Source organism: Pseudomonas solani, assembly GCF_026072635.1.
In the GTDB taxonomy this organism is placed as follows: Bacteria; Pseudomonadota; Gammaproteobacteria; order Pseudomonadales; family Pseudomonadaceae; genus Metapseudomonas; species Metapseudomonas solani.
The window spans coordinates 5462491-5480437 of the sequence record NZ_AP023081.1 but is presented as its reverse complement, the minus strand read 5'-3'; the positions used below and the strand labels follow the sequence as shown (position 1 = coordinate 5480437).

General features: G+C 65.1%; 13 protein-coding genes and 2 pseudogenes. 6 read left to right on the top strand and 9 right to left on the bottom strand.

Annotation, left to right across the window (positions count from 1 at the left end; genetic code table 11):
* Positions 1-103 precede the first annotated feature (103 nt).
* Entirely contained in the window at positions 104-949 is an 846-nt protein-coding gene (locus tag PSm6_RS24830; RefSeq protein WP_265168508.1) for an EamA family transporter, read from the top strand.
* A 5-nt stretch (positions 950-954) separates the two neighbouring features.
* Here the strand turns inward: PSm6_RS24830 and PSm6_RS24825 are convergent, their stop codons facing one another.
* The 8 genes and pseudogenes from PSm6_RS24825 to PSm6_RS24790 all read right to left on the bottom strand — a co-directional run bounded on the left by PSm6_RS24825 (position 955) and on the right by PSm6_RS24790 (position 8291).
* Positions 955-1611 carry a DUF2848 family protein gene (locus PSm6_RS24825; protein WP_021217264.1) on the bottom strand — a complete coding sequence of 219 codons (657 nt, stop codon included), beginning with the start codon at positions 1609-1611 and terminating at the stop codon, positions 955-957.
* 243 nt (positions 1612-1854) lie between these two features.
* Entirely contained in the window at positions 1855-2196 is a 342-nt protein-coding gene (locus PSm6_RS24820) for an I78 family peptidase inhibitor (RefSeq protein WP_021217265.1), read from the bottom strand.
* A gap of 223 nt (positions 2197-2419) precedes the next feature.
* Positions 2420-3682, bottom strand: coding sequence for a type II toxin-antitoxin system HipA family toxin (locus PSm6_RS24815; protein ID WP_043245396.1), 1263 nt, complete (start codon positions 3680-3682; stop codon positions 2420-2422).
* Complete coding sequence (locus PSm6_RS24810) at positions 3675-3992, bottom strand: helix-turn-helix domain-containing protein (protein WP_265168507.1); 318 nt, start codon at positions 3990-3992, stop codon at positions 3675-3677. The genes PSm6_RS24815 and PSm6_RS24810 overlap by 8 nt, the downstream gene beginning before the upstream one ends.
* A 228-nt stretch (positions 3993-4220) precedes the next feature.
* Positions 4221-5515 (bottom strand): annotated as a pseudogene (locus tag PSm6_RS24805) (MFS transporter).
* Between the two features lie 44 nt (positions 5516-5559).
* Entirely contained in the window at positions 5560-6894 is a 1335-nt protein-coding gene (locus PSm6_RS24800) for an amidase (RefSeq protein WP_043245398.1), read from the bottom strand.
* Complete coding sequence (locus PSm6_RS24795) at positions 6891-7565, bottom strand: DUF2848 domain-containing protein (RefSeq protein WP_021217270.1); 675 nt, start codon at positions 7563-7565, stop codon at positions 6891-6893. Before PSm6_RS24795 ends, PSm6_RS24800 begins: the two co-directional genes overlap by 4 nt.
* A 51-nt stretch (positions 7566-7616) precedes the next feature.
* Positions 7617-8291 (bottom strand): GntR family transcriptional regulator, encoded by a 675-nt coding sequence (locus tag PSm6_RS24790; RefSeq protein ID WP_043245401.1) that lies wholly within the window; start codon positions 8289-8291, stop codon positions 7617-7619.
* Positions 8292-8481: 190 nt separating this feature from the next.
* Between PSm6_RS24790 and PSm6_RS24785 the strand changes: the two genes are divergently transcribed.
* The gene (locus PSm6_RS24785; RefSeq protein WP_043245403.1) at positions 8482-9369 is read left to right on the top strand and encodes a pseudouridine synthase; all 888 of its coding nucleotides are present in this window, start codon (positions 8482-8484) and stop codon (positions 9367-9369) included.
* 375 nt (positions 9370-9744) lie between these two features.
* The gene (lpdA, locus tag PSm6_RS24780) at positions 9745-11145 is read left to right on the top strand and encodes a dihydrolipoyl dehydrogenase (RefSeq protein ID WP_043245404.1); all 1401 of its coding nucleotides are present in this window, start codon (positions 9745-9747) and stop codon (positions 11143-11145) included.
* Between the two features lie 411 nt (positions 11146-11556).
* Here the strand turns inward: lpdA and PSm6_RS24775 are convergent, their stop codons facing one another.
* Entirely contained in the window at positions 11557-12843 is a 1287-nt protein-coding gene (locus PSm6_RS24775) for a sigma-54-dependent transcriptional regulator (protein ID WP_031286968.1), read from the bottom strand.
* A 316-nt stretch (positions 12844-13159) separates the two neighbouring features.
* Between PSm6_RS24775 and PSm6_RS24770 the strand changes: the two are divergent.
* The 3 genes and pseudogenes from PSm6_RS24770 to PSm6_RS24760 all read left to right on the top strand — a co-directional run bounded on the left by PSm6_RS24770 (position 13160) and on the right by PSm6_RS24760 (position 17945).
* A pseudogene (locus PSm6_RS24770) lies at positions 13160-15036 on the top strand (di-heme-cytochrome C peroxidase).
* A gap of 68 nt (positions 15037-15104) precedes the next feature.
* Positions 15105-16268, top strand: coding sequence for a catalase family protein (locus PSm6_RS24765; RefSeq protein ID WP_265168506.1), 1164 nt, complete (start codon positions 15105-15107; stop codon positions 16266-16268).
* A 72-nt stretch (positions 16269-16340) separates the two neighbouring features.
* Positions 16341-17945 (top strand): AAA family ATPase, encoded by a 1605-nt coding sequence (locus PSm6_RS24760; protein WP_265168505.1) that lies wholly within the window; start codon positions 16341-16343, stop codon positions 17943-17945.
* The last annotated feature ends 2 nt before the right edge of the window (positions 17946-17947 follow it).

The window sequence follows — 17947 nt, the reverse complement described above, 5'->3', positions numbered from 1 at the left end:
ATACGGCGGTTTCACAGCGAGCAAGAGGCTGTGTCACTATCGCGCCTCCTTCGCGGCGCCCCTCGTGGGCGCCGTCGCTCCGTCGGTACAAGGAACCTCGCGCGTGGAAACCTCGGTCTTTCTGGTGGTAATGGCGGCGGCCGCCCTGCATGCGGGCTGGAACGCGCTGCTGAAGATCGGCCTCGACCGCTTGCTCACCGCCACCCTGATCCAGATGGCCGCGGGCCTGGTCTCCCTCTGCGCCCTGCCCTTCGTGGCCTTCCCGGTGGCCGCCGCCTGGCCCTGGATCATCCTCTCCGCCGTGCTGCACATCGGCTACAACCACTTCCTCGCCCGCGCCTACCAGTACGGCGACCTCGGGCAGGTCTACCCCATCTCCCGGGGCAGCTCGCCGCTGATGGTGGCGCTGCTGTCCCTGGCCTTCCTCCACGACGGGCTCGGCCACGCCGAACTAGCCGGCCTGCTGACCCTGGTCACCGGCATCTGGCTGATGGCCTGGCGCGGCGGGCGTGCCGGGGTCGGGATCAATCGTTCGATGCTGTTCTGCTCGCTGATGACGGCGGCCTTCATCGCCGGCTACACCCTCTCCGACGCGGTGGGCGCACGCAGCAACGGCGATGCGCTGTCCTATGCCGCCTGGCTGTTCGCGGTGAATGGCTGGGTGATGACCGGGGTAATCGCGGTGCAGCGCGGGCCGCGGGTGTTCCTGCAACTGGGCCCGTACTGGAAGAGCGGCCTGGCGGGCGGCGCCATGTCGCTGCTGGCCTACAGCATCGTCATCTGGGCGATGACGCGGGCGCCGGTGGCGCTGGTCTCTGCCTTGCGCGAGACCAGCGTGGTGTTCGCGTTGCTGATCGGCTGGCTGTTCCTCAAGGAGCCCATGAAGCCGATCCGCTTGCTGGCGTGCGCAGTGATCGCCCTCGGCGTGGTGGTGATGAAGCTGGGCTGAGCCCCTCATGCGAGGGGCTTGACCCGGTAGCTGTGACGCAGGCTGCGCCCCAGGACGGGGTCGTGCAGTTCGACGCTGAACCCTTCTCCCGGCAGCGGCTCGCCAATGAAAGGCAAGGTGCCGCAGAACATTGCCGTGCCGGCCGGCAGGCTGGCATCGCCGGTGCGCCGGGCGATGAGCTCGCGGGGGTCCAGCAACGTCGCCACCAGCCCGGTCTGGGACAGCTCGTCCCGCCCCTCCACATGGCGCCAGCAACGCAGCAGCAACTGGTCCCAATGCCCCGCCACCTCGTGGAAGCGCCACAGCTCGCGCCCCACCGGCTTGAGGCAGAGCTGGCGGGAGACGGCTACGTCGTAGCCCTCCACGCGGCGGTCCGCATGGTCGGAACCGATGCCGACGTAGAGCGCGGTGCCGGTGGAGAACAGCACGCACTCCACCTCGGCGGAAGAGTCGTTGCCCGGCACCTGGAAGTCCTCATCGGTGCTCAGCAGGTCGGCAGACAGCTCGAAGAAGCGGGGCAACTCCTGCGGCGGCGGTGCACTCAGGGTACGGGCCTGGGCGCTGGCCTGGTCGGCGTCGCGCCCGGTCCAGCCGGCGACCACCAGGCTGCGCACGTCGAACGCGAGGGACTCCCCACCGGCCACGGTGAAGTGCAGTGTCATGGCTAACTCCTGTCGATTGCGGTGATGCGGTGTTTCCCGCGCGGGGTGATGCCGAATCGTCAGGGGTGCGATCCAGGCGGGCGGGAAGCGATGAAGCTCAGATGCTAGGGGCGGGACGTTGCGGGCACAGAGGGCGAAGTCCGTAACCCTTGAAGGATGGCACCACCACAGGTGTGGACGGAGCCTTATGGCAGCAGCGGGAGGGACAGGACCCGGCGACGCGGGCCCTGGAGGTGGCTCAGCTCAACCGCAGCTGACGCCCTTGATCAGGTTGGTGTCGTCGGTGTCGATGTTGAGGCGGCGGGAGTTGTATTCCAGGGTCATCACGCTGCCCGGCTTGAGTACGCGCACGTCGCTGGCACCGGCGGCGTTCTTGGCCTGCTCCACCAATTCGGGGGTGGCGGCCTTGCCGATCAGCGAGCGCACCGGGCCGGACGAGCAGCGGCCGTCTTCCGAAGGAGCGGCGGCCGGCAGGCTCTCGGTGGCAGCGGCGGCAGGTTTCTCCGCCGGCGCATCGGTGGAGCTGCAACCGGCCAGCAGAGCGCCTACGAGCGCCAGGCCAAGGGTGATGGAAGTGCGAGACATACTGCGATCCTCATACAAAGTGAAAACGAAGCTGAAATCGGTGGCTGGGAAGGCCCGGGCCGCGTGCATGGGACACGCACCGCCGGCTCGCCGTTCCCGACGCAGGCGCGCATTGTAGCGCGGCTCCGGCCCGCTGCCCGTTGCGCTGAACGGTGAAATCCTTGCGGCATGTCACTGCGCCGGCCTTATGCAGGCTTAGCACATCCGTGGCGGGGTACACGCGTCAGCCGAGCAGCGCGATGTTGTCGTCGATGCGCGCCTGGATCGTGCGCACGGTGTCACGGGTGATGCCCTGAGGGAACTGACCCTCGGCGCAGGCGGTGAAACCACTGGCCACGTCGCAGATCCGCGCGATGACATCGGCGGCGTCCCGCGCCGAGAGGTCCGCCTCGTCCACGGCGAGCTTGAGCAGGTGCTGGCGGGTGATGCGCAGCGCTTCGCCCATCACATCCATCTGGTGGTAGCCGCCCGGCCCTTCGCAGAAGGTCACGTCGTAGGCCGGGGCCAGGGTCCACTGGCCGCTGGAAGCCATGCGGTAGGCGAAGTTCTTCGGGTGGTCGTCGCGGTTGTTGAACACCACGTTGAACACCATCCGCTCGAAGGCGCGCGCCTTCTCCCGCACGTCGTTGCAGCAGAACTGGGTCGCCCGCAGGAAGCTGGTGTAATCCAATGCGCCGGCTGCGCGGAAGTCCGCGCCGGTGAAGGCGGCCAGGCTCTGCATGGGGACGCGCATGCCCTGCTGCCGATCGAATCGTCGGCTGGCGAACGCAGCCCGCCCATTGGGTAGCTGGAAGTATTCGGTGTCCGGGGTGTCGATCGCGCATTCGCGCAGGCAGTGCGCGTAGACCGCCTCGGTGGCGCACACCTCGGGGTGCTCCCAGGCCGCCGGGAACTTGATCAGCCAGGCATCCAGGCCAGGTGCCGTCGCGGTGCTGAAGCGGCCGGACGCAGGGTCGCGATAGAGCAGGACCTTGGGCCGTGCGCCGTGCGGCGAGCCGCCCATGAGCATCAACTGCTGCAGGAACTCCCCGCCCTCGCCGTCGAGCACCTCCTGGACCTCCGCCGCCAGCTGCTCGAGGGGAATCTCTTCGGCGGGCAGCGGCGGTTCCGCTGCCGCCGGCTCGAACGACATCGCCCCCATGGCATGCGCGCCTATGTAGGTCAGGCGCTCCAGGGGGCCGACATGGGCGGGGTTGAGCCCACGGCGCTTGAACAGGCGGTCCATCAGCAACATGCCCCAACCATCGGGCAGCGAGTCGTAGACCGGCCCCGGCAGCGACAGCTGGTGATCGGGGAAATCCCTGCGCAGCCGTGGGCCTTTCAAGGGCAGACGCAGGGACGACAGCTCCAGCCCCGAGTCCAGCGCCTCTTCGCTGTACTCGAAGGCAATCAACGGGCGGCCGGTGAGCGCGGTCGAGGAAACCAGCGAACCCCAGCGCCAATGCGCGCCCCAGCCGTCGTAGTAGACGTCGACCCGCTTAGACATCGCCGGCTTTCCTTTTCACCCGCTGACGCTGGGCGCCTTGTTCATAGCGGAGGATGTCATCCAGGCTTTCCAGTTGCGGCATGAACAACAGCTCCAGCTCCTCGAGACGCCCCAGGACCATGGCCACGCGAACCACGCTGTCGAACGCGACGCTGCGCCCGGCCTCCAGATTGGACAGGGTGCCAACGCCGATACCGGCACGGGCGGCCACCTCGGCCTGGGTCATCCCCTGGATCAGGCGCTCCTGGCGCAGACGCACGCAGAGCAGTTCGACCACTTCCGCCGGTTTAACCAGACCTAAATTCATCATATCGAGTGTTAAACCCAGAAATCGCCTTTAATACGCATAATTATAGAGTTATATGAAAATTCAGAAAGCCCTATAACTTCATAAAAACACGTCTTATTGAAAAATAGCGCCAATAATCTTCGAAATACTGAATTTAGCAATTAGCGCCTAGCGCATGCTGGGCGAGCACAGCGTGTGGCGGCCTGCCGCTCGGCCCTGGGTAACCAGCACGCCCTCCCATGCAAGGGCCTAGCCGTGCCGCGTCTTGCGGATGAACACCACCACCAGCAACGCCGCCAGCAGCTCCAGCCCGGCCACCCCATAGAGCCCGCCGGCCAGTGCGCCGGTGCGGTCCTTCACCCAGCCGATGAGGTAGGGCGCGGCGAAGCCGGCGAGGTTGCCGACCGAGTTGATCACCGCGATGCCGCCGGCCGCCGCGGTGCCGGTGAGGAACAGCGTGGGCAGCGACCAGAACACCGGGAAGGCAGCGAGGATGCCCACCGCTGCCAGGGCCAGCGCCAGCATCGCCGCCACGCCATGCCCCATGGATGCGGCGCAGGCCGCCAGCCCGACTGCAGCCAGGGCGGCGGCACCGGCGCAGTGCAGGCGCCGTTCGCCGCTGCGGTCGGAATGGATGCCGTTGAGCACCATCGCCACCGTGCCCACGGCGAAGGGCAAGGCGGCCAGCAGGCCGATATCCAGGCTGCGCTGCACGCCCAGGTCGCGGATCAGCGTCGGCACCCAGAAGGCGATGGTGGCATTGCCGCTCACCAGGCAGAAGTAGATGGCCGCGCACAGCCACACGTGGGGGTTGCAGAAGGCGTCGCGCAGGCTCGAAGCCTTGCCCGGCGCGGCGGCGTCCGCGGCCACCTCGGCGCTCACCAGGGCGCGCTGCGCGGCGCTCAGCCAGCGCACGTCCGCCGGGCGCTCGGGCAGGTAGCGCAACACCAGCAGGCCGGCGAGCACCGAGGGCACGCCTTCGACGATGAACAGCCATTGCCAGCCGGCCAGCCCGCCGACATCGGCCATGCCCGTCATGATCAGCCCCGCCAGCGGCCCACCTATCACCCCGGCCAGGGCGAAGCTGGTCATGAACAGGCCATTGACCCGGGCACGCCGTGCGGTGGGGAACCAGTAGGTGAGGTAAAGCACCACGCCGGGGAAGAAGCCCGCCTCGAACACCCCGAGCAAAAAGCGCAGCGCATAGAACTGCATCGGCGTGGTCACCAGGAACATGGCGGTGGAGATCAGCCCCAGCAAATGGTGATGCGCGCCAAGGTGCGCCGCGCGCCGATGCGTTCCAGCAGCAGGTTGCTCGGCACCTCGAAGAGGAAATAGCCGATGAAGAAGATGCCCGCGCCCAGGCCGTAGACGGCTTCACTGAAGCCCAGGTCGTCGAGCATGTGCAGCTTGGCGAAGCCGACGTTGACCCGGTCCAGCCAGGCGAGGATGAACAGCGCCACCAGGAAGGGCACCAGGCGCCAGGTGATGCTGCGGTAGGCCCGCTCGCGCAGGAGTGAACGGGCCGGATCGGAAATGGACATGCGATCGCTCCCGGGGCGGCCAGGCCGCCCGCAGAGGTGAAGGGTCAGCCCAGGCAGCGCTCCACCGCGGCCCCCAGTTGCAGGATGTTGGCGTCCTGCCCGCCGAGCCCGCACAGGCTCAGGGCGATGCCGGGGCGTTCCGGCAATGGGATGGACAGCGCGCAGCCGTCGAGGAAATTGATGACGGCGGGGTTGGCCAGCACCCGCGCGTTGATGCGCTGGAAGGCGTCGTCATCGGTGATCTCCGCCAGGCGCGGCGGCGCGATGGAAACCGTGGGCATCAGCCAGGCATCCGCGCCCAGCAGCACCTCCGCCGCGCGGGCCTTCAGCTCGGCGCGCTCCAGCAGCAGCTCCAGGTAGTCGCAGGCGCTCTGCCGGCTGCCGCGCTCGATGCGTACCGCTACGCGCGGGTCGTAGCGGGCGCTTTCGGCCAGCAGGCGCTCGCGGTGCCAATGCCAGGACTCGGCCGCCGCAAAGCCGCCACCGGCATTGATCTCCGGCAGGCGCAGCAGCTCGGGGAAGCGGAACTCGACGATCTCCGCGCCCTGCTCCGCCAGGCGCGCGATGGCCCAGTCGAAGGCCTGCGCCACCTCCGGCGCGAGGTCTTCCAAAACGTAGTCGGGGGTGACGAAGAAGCGCTGCCCCTGCAGCGGCAGGCCGGCATCGCGCCAGGGCTGCGCGCCGGTCAGCAGCGCGTCCACCTGGGCGCAGCAGGCCACCGTGGGCGCCAGCGGGCCGATGGAATCCAGGCTCTGCGACAGGGGCACCATGCCCTCGCCGGGCACCCGCCGCGCCGTGGGCTTGAAGCCGGTGATGCCGCAGAACGCCGCCGGGATGCGCACCGAGCCGCCGGTATCGGTGCCCAGCGCCACCACCGACATGCCCAGCGCCACGCTGACGGCGGCCCCGGAGCTGGAGCCCCCGGCGATCAGCCCCTCGCCCACGGGCGACAGGGGCGTGCCGAAGTGCGGGTTGAGGCCAAGGCCGGAATAGGCGAACTCGGTCATGTTGGTGCGCCCGAGCAGCACGGCGCCGGCCTCGCGCAGGCGCGCCACGGCGGGCGCATCCACCGTGGCCGGGGCCTGCCATTCCAGCACCCGCGAACCGGCGCGGGTCACCTGGCCGGCGATGTCGAACAGGTCCTTGATCGACACCGGCAGGCCATCGAGCGGCGACACCCGCCGCCCCAGGGCCAGGCGCTGGTCGGCAAACGCGGCGGCGGCACGGGCACCCTCCTCGTCCAGTTCCATGAAGGCATGGCCGCCGCCGGCGAAGTGCTCCTGGGCGCGCGCCAGCATGGTTTCGGTCAGCTCGCGGCTGCTGGTGTGCCCGTTGGACAGGCGCGCGGACCATTCCGCCAGGGTGACGAGGCCGTTCATGCCTCCACCTCCAGCACTTCCACTGTGTAGCGGTGGCTGAGGGTGCGCTCCAGCACCGGGTCGTGCAGTTCGACGCAGAAGGCCTCGCCCGGGGCGATGGGCAAGAGCGCCTCGAGGGTGCCGCAGAACATCACGCTGCCCTGGGGCAGGGTCATGCCGCCGTTGCGCCGCTCGATCAGGTCCAGTGGGTCGAGCATGCTGCCGGCCTCGCCCTCCTGGTACAGCTCGCGCTGGCCCTCGCGCTCGCGCCAGCAGCGCATCACCAGGCTGTCCCAATGCCCGGCCACTTCGTCGAAGGACCACAGCTGGCGGCTCACCGGCTTGGCGCAGAGCTGCTTGGACAGGGTGATGTCCACCGCCTCCACCTGGCGGTCGGTGTGGTCGGAACCGACGCCGACGTAGAGGCCGTCCCAGGCGGCGATCAGCACGCACTCCACCTCACCGGTGGAATGGTCGCGGGGCAGCTGGATGCTCTCGGCGGTGGTCAGCAGCGAAGCCGCCACCTGGTAGAAGCACGGCACCTCGGTGGGCGGGCGGATGCCCAGCGTCTCCAGCTCGGCGATGTGCCGGTCGACGGCCACCCGGTTGCGCCCGGTCCAGCCGGCGATCACCAGTTCCCGGGGTTCGAAGGCGAGGCGACGCTCGCCCGCGACGATGAAATCCAGTGCCATGGTCATTCTCCTTGCGTGCATGAAAAGGCGCCGGGGCCCGTTGCCCCGGTTTCAGATGCTCCTGCCGATGGTGCTGCGGAAGGCTTCGATGTGATCGCGCATGGCCCGCTGCCCTGCCGCCACATCCCGCGTGCGGAAGGCCTCGAGGATGCGACGGTGCTCCTGGTGCACCGCTTCCTGGTGCCCGGCCGTGGCCAGCGAGAGGAACCAGAAGCGCGCCTGGCGCTCGTGCAGGCTGCGCAGCAGATCGGCCAGCACGCGGTTGCGCGCGGCCGCCGAAATGGCCAGGTGGAATTGCAGGTCCAGGGCGGACAGCGCCGCCACGTCCCGCTCGACGATCAGCGCCGGCACGCGGGCCAGCAGCTCGTCCATGGCGGCGATTTCCGTCTGGCTGGCGCGCTCGATGGCCAGGCCCACGCAGAGCACCTCGTTGCACAGGCGCACCTCGATCATCTCCAGCACCTCGTCGATGGACAGCGGCGTCACCAGCACGCCCTTGCGCGGGATGATCGACACCAGCCCCTCGGCCTCCAGGCGTTGCAGCGCCTGGTGCACCGGCGTACGGCCCAGCCCCAGGCCGCTGGCCAGCGCGGCCTCGTTGAGCACCTCCCCGGGACGAAACTCGCAGCGGATGATCCGCGCCTTGATGGCCCCGTAGGCGGCGTCGCGCAGCGAGAGCGAGGCAGCTGGCGTCGGGGCGGAAGGGGCGATGTCGAAGGCGGTCATGGCGGGGCCCGGTGGCTTGAAGTGGCCGTGATCCTAGGCTGAAGTTTCAAAGGCTCGACAGGTGAGGCCGTCCGCTTCTGCTGCCGGCCGAAGCCCCACCGGGCAATGGGAAAACGAGCACGCCGGGGTTTGACCGCCCGCCCCCGCTACGGCCTAATGCGCGCCCCGCCAGGCTTTGCCGGAGATGGCCATGAGCACCGAACCCAATGTGCGCCCCAGCACGCTGCACCTGCCCCAGGGCCCCTGGATCACGGTGCTCGACTGCCTGTGCGCGCATTTCCCGGCCATCGACCGCGCCACCTGGCTCGACCGCATGGCCCGTGGCCGGGTCACCGATGGCGAAGGCCAGCCGGTGGACGCCACGCGCCCCTACCAGCAGGGACTGTGCATCCGCTACTACCGCGAAGTGGCGCAGGAGCGGGAGATCCCCTTCGAAGAACGCGTGCTCTACCAGGACGAGCGCCTGGTGGTGGCCGACAAGCCGCACTTCCTGCCGGTGATGCCCGCCGGCGAATACGTCGAGCAGACGCTGCAGGCGCGCCTCACCCGCCGCCTGGGCATCCCCGGGCTGGTGCCCTTGCATCGCATCGACCGACACACCGCCGGCCTGGTGCTGTTCTCCCGCGACCCGGGCAGCCGTGGCGCCTACCAGGCGCTGTTCCGCGAACGCCGTGTGCACAAGCGCTATGAGGCGGTGGCCGCGCCGCTGCCGCAGCTGGAGTTTCCCTGCACCCTGCGCACCCGCCTGGAAGCGGGCGAGCCCTTCTTCCGCATGCAGCAGGTGGCCGGCGAGCCCAACACCGAAACCCGCCTGGAGGTGATCGAGCGCGGCCCGCAGCTGTGGCGCTACGCCCTGCACCCGGTAACCGGCCGCAAGCACCAGCTGCGCGTGCACATGGCCGCCCTCGGCGCCGGCATCCTCAACGACGGCTTCTACCCCGACCTGCACGACACCAGCGCCCCCGACGACCACGCCCGCCCCCTGCAACTGCTGGCCCGCGAACTGGCCTTCATCGACCCCATCAGCGGCGAGGCGCTGCGCTTCGAAAGCCAGCTGCGCCTTATGGATATCGCTTAACCCCGACGGGCTCCGCTGCGTTGGGCGTTGGGCTTCGTACCTCAGCCCAACCTACCCCGTGGGAGCGAATTCATTCGCGAAAGACCCAGCGCCCCACCCACGCCACCGGCTTGCACCCTGTAGGGGCGAATTCATTCGCCCAGCGGTGCACCGCGCCGCCGTCCGGAGCCCCGACCGGGCTCCGATCGCGAATGAATTCGCTCCCACAATCCAGAGCGCTCCCCGCCCCTACCCCCCTGACCAACACGATCTTTTCTTGACCGATCATTCAGGCGCGAGGATATTGCGGCCGTCATCCAAAGCCGATGGACGCGCCGTGAAGCTCCACTACGCTTGCTGGGTTGATAGCCATCAATCGAGACAGAAGGAAATTTCATGAGCCAATACGACGTGGTTGTGATCGGCGGTGGCCCAGGCGGCTACAACGCTGCCATCCGGGCGGGCCAGCTGGGCCTGAAGGTGGCCTGTGTGGAGGGCCGCGAGACCCTGGGCGGCACCTGCCTCAACGTCGGCTGCATGCCGTCCAAGGCGTTACTGCACGCCTCCGAACTCTATGAAGCGGCCAGCGGCAAGGAATTCGAACTGCTCGGCATCGAGGTCAAACCCACGCTCAACCTCGGCCAGATGATGAAACAGAAGGCCGACAGCGTGAGCGCCCTGACCAAGGGCATCGAGTTCCTCTTCCGCAAGCACAAGGCCGAGTGGATCAAGGGCTGGGGGCGTATCGACGGCCCGGGTCGCGTCGCCGTGAAAGGCGCCGACGGCAAGGAGCAGGTGCTGGAGACCAAGCACATCGTCATCGCCACCGGCTCCGAGCCCACCCCGCTGCCGGGCGTGGAGATCGACAACAAGCGCATCCTCGACTCCACCGGCGCCCTGTCCCTGCCCGAGGTGCCCAAGCACCTGGTGGTGATCGGTGCCGGCGTGATCGGCCTGGAGCTGGGCTCCGTCTGGCGCCGCCTGGGTGCCGAGGTCACGGTGGTGGAATACCTCGACCGCATCTGCCCTGGGCTGGACGTGGAAACCGGCAAGACCCTGCAACGCGCCCTGGCCAAGCAGGGCATGAAGTTCAAGCTCGCCTCCAAGGTCACCAGCGCCAAGAGCGGCAAGAACGGCGTCGAACTCAGCGTCGAGCCGGCTGCCGGCGGCGCGGCGGAAAGCATCCAGGCCGACTACGTGCTGGTGGCCATCGGCCGTCGCCCCTACACCCAGGGCCTGGGCCTGGAAACCGTGGGCCTGAGCGTCGACAAGCGCGGCATGCTCGCCAACGAAAAGCACCAGAGCACCACGCCCAATGTCTGGGTGATCGGCGACGTCACCTCCGGCCCGATGCTCGCGCACAAGGCCGAAGACGAAGCCATCGTCTGCATCGAGCGCATCGCCGGGCACAAGGCCGAGGTGAATTACGAGGTGATCCCCAACGTCATCTACACCCGCCCGGAAGTGGCCACCGTGGGCAAGACCGAGGAGCAGCTGAAGGCCGAGGGCCGCGCCTACAAGGTGGGCAAGTTCCCCTTCACCGCCAACAGCCGCGCCAAGATCAACCACGAGACCGAAGGCTTCGCCAAGGTATTGGCGGACGAGCGCACCGACGAAGTGCTGGGCGTGCACCTGGTCGGCCCCAGCGTCAGCGAGATGATCGCCGAGTACTGCGTGGCGATGGAGTTCTCCGCCTCCAGTGAAGACATCGCGCTGATCTGCCACCCGCACCCGACGCGCTCCGAAGCGCTGCGCCAGGCGGCCATGGATGTCAGCGGCTGGGCGATGCAAAGCTGACGGCGTGATGCCCATGAAAAAGGCGCCTACCCGGCGCCTTTTTCGTTTGCTTGAGACCTGGCCAGGAGTCATTGCTCCTCAGAGCCCGGCAGGACGAACTCGTGTCGCAGGGTGTGCCGTGCGCACCTCCGCACGGTGCCTCCGGTAGGCTCCCAGGTGCGCGCAGCACACCCTACTTCCACACCCCGAAGTCTGGCCAAGCCCCCTTGCCAAGAGGAAAGGTCGTGACCATTCGAATTGAAGCCCCAGAGGATGAACGCGTGCCGTAGGGTGTGCGCGCCTCAAAGGTCGGATCGGCACGGAGCATTTCGGCGCTCGCCGGACAGGCCGAGCGCGGGATCGGTGCGCGCAGCACACCCTACAAGAGCCCATCGGCGCGCGGGCTCGGCTCCCTGCACGGAGCCCGGCTGTTTATAGAAGCTGATGCTTGTGCAGCAGCCGGTAGAAGGTCGGCCGCGAGATGCCCAGCACCCGCGCCGCCAGGCTGAGGTTGTTGCCGTAGCGCGCCAGCGCATCGCACAGCGCCTGGTATTCCGCCCGCCGCTTGTAGTCGTCCAGGGTGCCGATCAGCACGCTGTCCATCGGCACGCTGTGCAGGCCCAGTTCCCCTGCCTCGATCTGCTCCCCCTCCGCCAGCGCATAGCCGCGCCGCACCCGGCTGGCCAGCTCGCGCACATTGCCCGGCCAGTGGTGGCGGACCATCGCCGTCAGCGCCTCTTCGCTGAACTGCCGCGGCTTGTGCCCGGACTCCAGGCTGTAGAGGTCGGCGAAGTAATTGGCCAGCAGCGCGATGTCGCCCTGGCGCCGGCGCAGGGGCGTGAGGCGCACCTGATGCGCCGCCAGCAGTTGGTAAAGCTCGGGGAGGAAGCGCCCCTGCTCGGCCATCAGCTCGATGTCGCGGTCGGAAGCCACCAGCAGGCGCACGTCCAGGCTTCGCGCCGGCCCTTGGGGCTGAGGCAGCTTGCGGGTGCGCAGGCAGTGCATCAGCGTGCGCTGCACCTCCAGGGGCAACTCGCCCACTGCATCGAGGAACAGGCTGCCACCGTTCGCCGCCTGCAGGCGCCCATTGGGGCCGAACAGCGCGGCGCTGCAACCGGCCTCGTCCAGCAGCCCGCAATTGAAGGCCACGAAGGGGCCGCCCACGCGCCGCGAGTAACGGTGCAGCGTGCGCGCCACCAGCTCCTTGCCGGTGCCGCTCTCACCGAGGATCAGCACCGGCTTGTCCAGCGGGCCGAACTTGGTCAGTTGCTTGCGCAAGTCACGCAGCGGCCGGCTCTGCCCCAGCAGCTCGTGCTCGGCGCCCTGGCGGCTGCCCAACCCGCGCAACCGGGCGATGCCGAACGCGCGGCCGAGCAGCCCCTGCAGCCGGGTGGAATCCACCGGGATTTCCAGGGTGTCGAAGAACCACTCGCCGGCGAAATCCTCCACCCGCTCCTGGGGCGCGATATCGGGCCCCAGCAGGCCGATCCACTCGGTGCCGCTGCTGCTGATCAGGGTCTTGATGCGTTCGGGGTTATCCAGGTGCTCATGGCGCAGGCATAAAAGGCCTACGTCATAACCGCCCGCCTGGGCCTGTCGTGATTCGCGGCTTTCCACAGTCCAACCGCTCGCCTGCAAGCGCGGCAATAGCTGTCGGCACTCCTCACAAGGGTCGATCATCAGCACGCGGCGGGTACTAGGAGTGATGGTGTCCAACATGTCCCATCCTTGGCGCCAATTTTTTGAATAATTCTTTAAAAACAAGGGTTTGGCGCGCCTGACTGTAACGCTAGCAATATCTTTGACGGGGTATGGAACCATTTCTTATAGGAAAGATCGCGAAAAGTTCTTAAAGCCGCGGCGCCGTCAGATGGCGCGGGTCTATGCCGAAAAGGCCGTGGGAAATGGGATTGCAAAAACATGACGCAACCGACAAAACACCCCAATCTGAGGACATTGGTAATAGCACCTTGCCAATATTCCTATTGATTGGCATAACGTAGGATTTTCCACACTGGTTACAAGGATGTATCTGATGCGAATCCTGCGTCGCACCCTGGTGCTTCTGCTCGTGCTCGTCCTCGTGGGCCTGGCGGTCGTCCTCTATTACGTCGCCAACCCCAACCTGCCCACCTACAAAGCCCCCGAGCAGCTGCACTACCTCGACCAGTGGGACGAACAGGCGCGTCAGACCTACTACTACACCCCCAGGGCACCACGGTTAAGGGCCTGCGCTACGACTGGTTCACCGCCCTCGAGCTGCCCTTCTCCAGCGACAAGTTCGCCCGCCCGGAATACCTCGGCCGCTTCGGCTTCCTCGTCGACCCCAAGCAGAAACCCACCGAGCTGAACCCCGGCAACCTGCCCGTGGGTTTCGCCAGGCATGAGGACGACGACACCGGCCAGCAGTACCTCGACATCAGCTGCGCCGCCTGCCACACCGGCGAGCTGCACTACAAGGGCCAGGCCGTGCGCATCGACGGCGGCGCCGCCCTGCACTCCCTCGCTTCCACCGTGCCCACCCTCAAGGGCGGCGGCTTCGGCCAGGCGCTGGGCATGAGCATGGCCTTCACCTACTACAACCCGCTCAAGTTCAACCGCTTCGCCAAGACGGTACTCGGCGAGGAATACCCCAAGGGCAAGGACGAACTGCGCAGCGACTTCAAGGATGTGCTCGACCGCCTGCTCGGCACCGCCTGGAACGACACCCACCGCGGCCTCTACCCCACCGAGGAAGGCTTTGGCCGTACCGACGCCTTCGGCCGCATCGCCAACAGCGTGTTCGGCGACGCCATCGACCCGGCCAACTACCGCATCGCCAACGCCCCGGTGAGCTACCCGCAGCTGTGGGACATCTGGAAGTTCGACTGGGTGCAGTGGAACGGCTCCGCCATGCAGCCCATGGCACGCAACATCGGCGAATCCCTCGGCGTGGGCGCCAGCCTCACCCTGCACCAGGAAAACGGCCAGCCGGTGCCGCTGGACCAGCGCTACGCCTCCAGCGTGCGCGTGCGCGACCTGCACACCCTGGAAGAAACCCTCAAGACCCTGAAGCCGCCGACCTGGCCGGAAGAGGTCTTCGGCAAGATCGACCTGCCCCGCGCCAGCCAGGGCCGCGCCCTGTTCGCCGAGAACTGCGCCTACTGCCACGCCCCCAACCCGCAACCGGTGGACAAGCGCCTCGCTCCCGACCGCGACCCGGAATGGAAGATGCGCATGGTCGCCACCGACAAGATCGGCACCGACCCCACCACCGCCGACAACATCGCCGACCACCGCTTCGACATCACCAAGCTCAGCTGGACCAAGGAACAGCTCTCCAAGCTCGACGTCGAACTGTTCAGCAAACCGCCGCTGAAAGACCTCGACTTCAGCAAGATCTCCAGCGCCAAGGGCCTGGCCTACCTCACCGCCTTCGTCGAAGACCGCGCCTACCAGGAAGCCGGCATCAGCGGCGAGGAACGCAAGCAGATGGACGGCTACGGCCTGAAGATCGGCGTGCGCGAACTGCGCGCCTACAAGGCCCGCCCGCTGGACGGCATCTGGGCCACCCCGCCCTTCCTGCACAACGGCTCGGTGCCTACGATCTTCCAGCTGCTCTCCCCCGTGCCCGAACGCGCCAAGGAGTTCTACGTCGGCAACTTCGAGTACGACCCGCAGTTCGCCGGCTTCCAGCACGACAAGTTCCCGGGCGGCTTCCTGTTCAAGACCTCGGTCACCGGCAACGGCAACCAGGGCCATGAATTCCGCGACGGCTGCCGCCAGAACGGCGTGATCGGCCGCGCCCTCTCGCCGGACGAACGCCTCGCGCTGATCGAATACCTCAAAGTCATGGGCAACCAGCCCCTGGAGGAAAAGCTCAGCCCCGTCGCGCCCAAACCCTGGACGCCCGGCCCCGCCTGCGAAGGCTGATAGACCGCTGTAAAACCCCTCCCCGCCACGGGAGGGCCTGGGAACGAACAACAAGGACTCAAGCTCCCATGCTCAAGCGCTTCTGGCTCTGGCTCGGCCGCCTCCTCGGCAAGCTCCTCCTCATCCTCCTGGTCGTCGGCCTGCTCGGCTGGGGCATCGGCTCGCTCTACTACGGCTGGAAGTTCTCCGGCCCCGTCTCCGCCGACGAACAGATCCCGCCGAACGAAGCCAGCGACGCCAAGGCGATCATGGAATCAGCCGTGCGCGTGGTCGAACAGCACCGCGACAACACCCGCGTCATGCGCGACGCCCACGCCAAGGCCCACGGCTGCGTGAAGGCCGAAGTCACGGTCGCCCAGGACCTGGCCAGCGACCTGCGCGCCGGCGTGCTCGCCGAACCGGGCAAGACCTGGCAAGCCTGGATGCGCCTCTCCAACGGCAACGCCTACCCGCAGTTCGACAGCGCCCGCGACGCCCGCGGCATGGCCATCAAGCTGCTCGACGTGCCCGGCCAGAAGCTCATGAACGCCCCGGACCACGCCACCGAGCAGGACTTCGTGATGTTCAACCACGACGTCTTCTTCATCCGCGACGTGGCCGAATACCGCAGCAACTTCGAAGCCCAGGCCAACGGCCAGAAGGTCGGCGCCTTCTTCCCCAGCCTCGACCCGCGCACCTGGGAAATCCGCCACATGCTGATCGCCCTGCAAACCCTCGCGCCGGCGCCGGCCAGCCCCACCGACACCGTCTACAGCTCCGTCTCGCCGTACAAGCTCGGCCAGGCCAACATCAAGTACCGCGTCATCCCCGACCCGCAATCCTGCCCCCAGTACACGCTGCCCAAGCAGAACACCGACCTGCCCAACTTCCTGCGCAACGCCCTGTACCAGCAACTCTCGCTGGACCGCGTACCGGCCTGCTTCGCCCTCCAGGTGCAGGTGCAGAACCCGCAGTACTACATGCCCATCGAAGACACCAGCGTGGCCTGGAGCGAGAAGGTCTCCCCCTTCAAGACCGTCGCCACCATCAAGGTGCCCGCGCAGGACTTCGATAGCCGCGAGCAGAACGAATTCTGCGACAACCTCTCCTTCAACCCCTGGCACGCCCTCCCCGAACACCGCCCCATCGGCGGCATCAACCGCCTGCGCAAGGTGGTGTACGAAACGGTGAGCGTGTACCGGCATGAACGGAATGGCGTGCCGCAGCCGCAGGCAACCTCATCTGGTGAATAAAAATCTACGCTCAGTCGTTGATAGTCATTAGTGCCGACAACGGTTAAAAATCCAAATATATAAGACGCATATATGCCCGACAACAACACCTGGCATCAATATAATGAACACTGTGATACTGGAGTAATTTTCGTACACGGTTTCTTTTCAAGCACCAATAGCTGCTGGATGAACCCTAAGAATAAAATCTTTTGGCCTGACATATTAAAAACAGACAGCCGCATACCTGAAATATCCATCTTTCTAGGCGGATACTTCACAGATGTCGACTCAGGAAGCTACGGAATAAGAGAGTGCGCCAACGAATTATTTGACTCTTTGCGCCGCAAATCATCATGCGGGAAGCGCGCACCAATAGAGCTAGATAAAATTATATTTGTATGCCATAGCCTTGGCGGCATTGTCGTACGGTACATGTTAGAAAGCTATAGAGAGTATTTTGCAGGCCACAAAATAGGATTAGCGCTATTAGCATCACCTTCAATCGGCTCCGATTATGCTGACCGACTTTCAAAGCTAGCTTCTTTTTACAAAAACCGAACAGGCAAACAATTAAAAAAGAATAGTGAGATATTGAGCGATCTCGATGGGCGCTTTAAAAGCTTCTTAGAAAAGCGAGAACTTAATAGCTTTTTTGGAGCCGAGGCCGTTGAGCACGTTGGATTCTTTCATATGCGCTGGCTGCCCGGATTCGAACCAATTGTTCTGCACAGCTCTGCCTCTAGATACTTCCCAAACACAAAAATCATACCAAAGACGAATCACTCAACAATCGTCAAGCCAACCAGCATAAATCACGGCAGCCATATATTTCTCGTAGACTTTCTGAATAACATTTTCTTCCCCAAAGCCGGCTTTCCTGAACACTCAACACCTCCCACTCCTAAAAACGACGAGCTGACGAAACACGGCCCATTATTCGATATTTACGACATAAACTGCGAGCCGTTCTATTTGACTCGCGACATAGACAATGAAATATCTCTCAACCTCTCACTGACTAGCTTTTGGTTATTTGGCCCCTCGGGATCTGGCAAAACATCGATGATCAAACGCCTACTTGCCAAAGACGCAGGAGAGTCGATTGAGATGTGTTTTTCCCAATGTTTGACAGGGGATTTCAGACAAGCTTTCCTGACAGAAATGATTGAAACAATACACATTTCCAACAATGATTACGAGAAAATTCCGGAACGAACATTTAACAACTTAGTTCGAATGATCTCGGAATCCATAAACGCACAGAAATCCCTTTACATTTATATTGATGAAGTTCCAAGCACTTCAAACGAAGCATCAGCAGAAACCCAACTTTCGCTATTAATCGAAGATCTTCTTACCTCTGTAAAACAGTTATCACAAGCAAATAATTTTCGATTCATTATCTCATCCCTAGGAAAGCCAGACTTCAAAAACTGCCGAAATTTATCAAAACTCAACAACTACCTCAGGGTTATTGAGTGCCGCACTTGGTCCGAAAGCGAACTTCAAAGTCTTACAAGACTAATTACTGACAATCTTGAATCGCTACACCCGGAAGACCTCCCCGAAAACCTTGCTCAACTAGCACATGGCTCACCACGCTTCTTGAAAACCTTTTTAAGAACAAAGCTACTGAAACCAAATATGAGCAATGAAGATCTGCTAACGATGTCAGCACATGGCCTCCAGCTCTAAGG

Coding starts and splice junctions, on each gene's coding strand:
- PSm6_RS24795 (WP_021217270.1), bottom strand. CDS start 7,565: ATGGCACTGGATTTCATCGTCGCGGGCGAGCGTCGCCTCGCCTTCGAA.
- PSm6_RS24765 (WP_265168506.1), top strand. CDS start 15,105: ATGCTCAAGCGCTTCTGGCTCTGGCTCGGCCGCCTCCTCGGCAAGCTC.
- PSm6_RS24760 (WP_265168505.1), top strand. CDS start 16,341: ATGCCCGACAACAACACCTGGCATCAATATAATGAACACTGTGATACT.
- PSm6_RS24785 (WP_043245403.1), top strand. CDS start 8,482: ATGAGCACCGAACCCAATGTGCGCCCCAGCACGCTGCACCTGCCCCAG.
- PSm6_RS24800 (WP_043245398.1), bottom strand. CDS start 6,894: ATGAACGGCCTCGTCACCCTGGCGGAATGGTCCGCGCGCCTGTCCAAC.
- PSm6_RS24775 (WP_031286968.1), bottom strand. CDS start 12,843: ATGTTGGACACCATCACTCCTAGTACCCGCCGCGTGCTGATGATCGAC.
- PSm6_RS24790 (WP_043245401.1), bottom strand. CDS start 8,291: ATGACCGCCTTCGACATCGCCCCTTCCGCCCCGACGCCAGCTGCCTCG.
- lpdA (WP_043245404.1), top strand. CDS start 9,745: ATGAGCCAATACGACGTGGTTGTGATCGGCGGTGGCCCAGGCGGCTAC.
- PSm6_RS24825 (WP_021217264.1), bottom strand. CDS start 1,611: ATGACACTGCACTTCACCGTGGCCGGTGGGGAGTCCCTCGCGTTCGAC.
- PSm6_RS24815 (WP_043245396.1), bottom strand. CDS start 3,682: ATGTCTAAGCGGGTCGACGTCTACTACGACGGCTGGGGCGCGCATTGG.
- PSm6_RS24810 (WP_265168507.1), bottom strand. CDS start 3,992: ATGATGAATTTAGGTCTGGTTAAACCGGCGGAAGTGGTCGAACTGCTC.
- PSm6_RS24820 (WP_021217265.1), bottom strand. CDS start 2,196: ATGTCTCGCACTTCCATCACCCTTGGCCTGGCGCTCGTAGGCGCTCTG.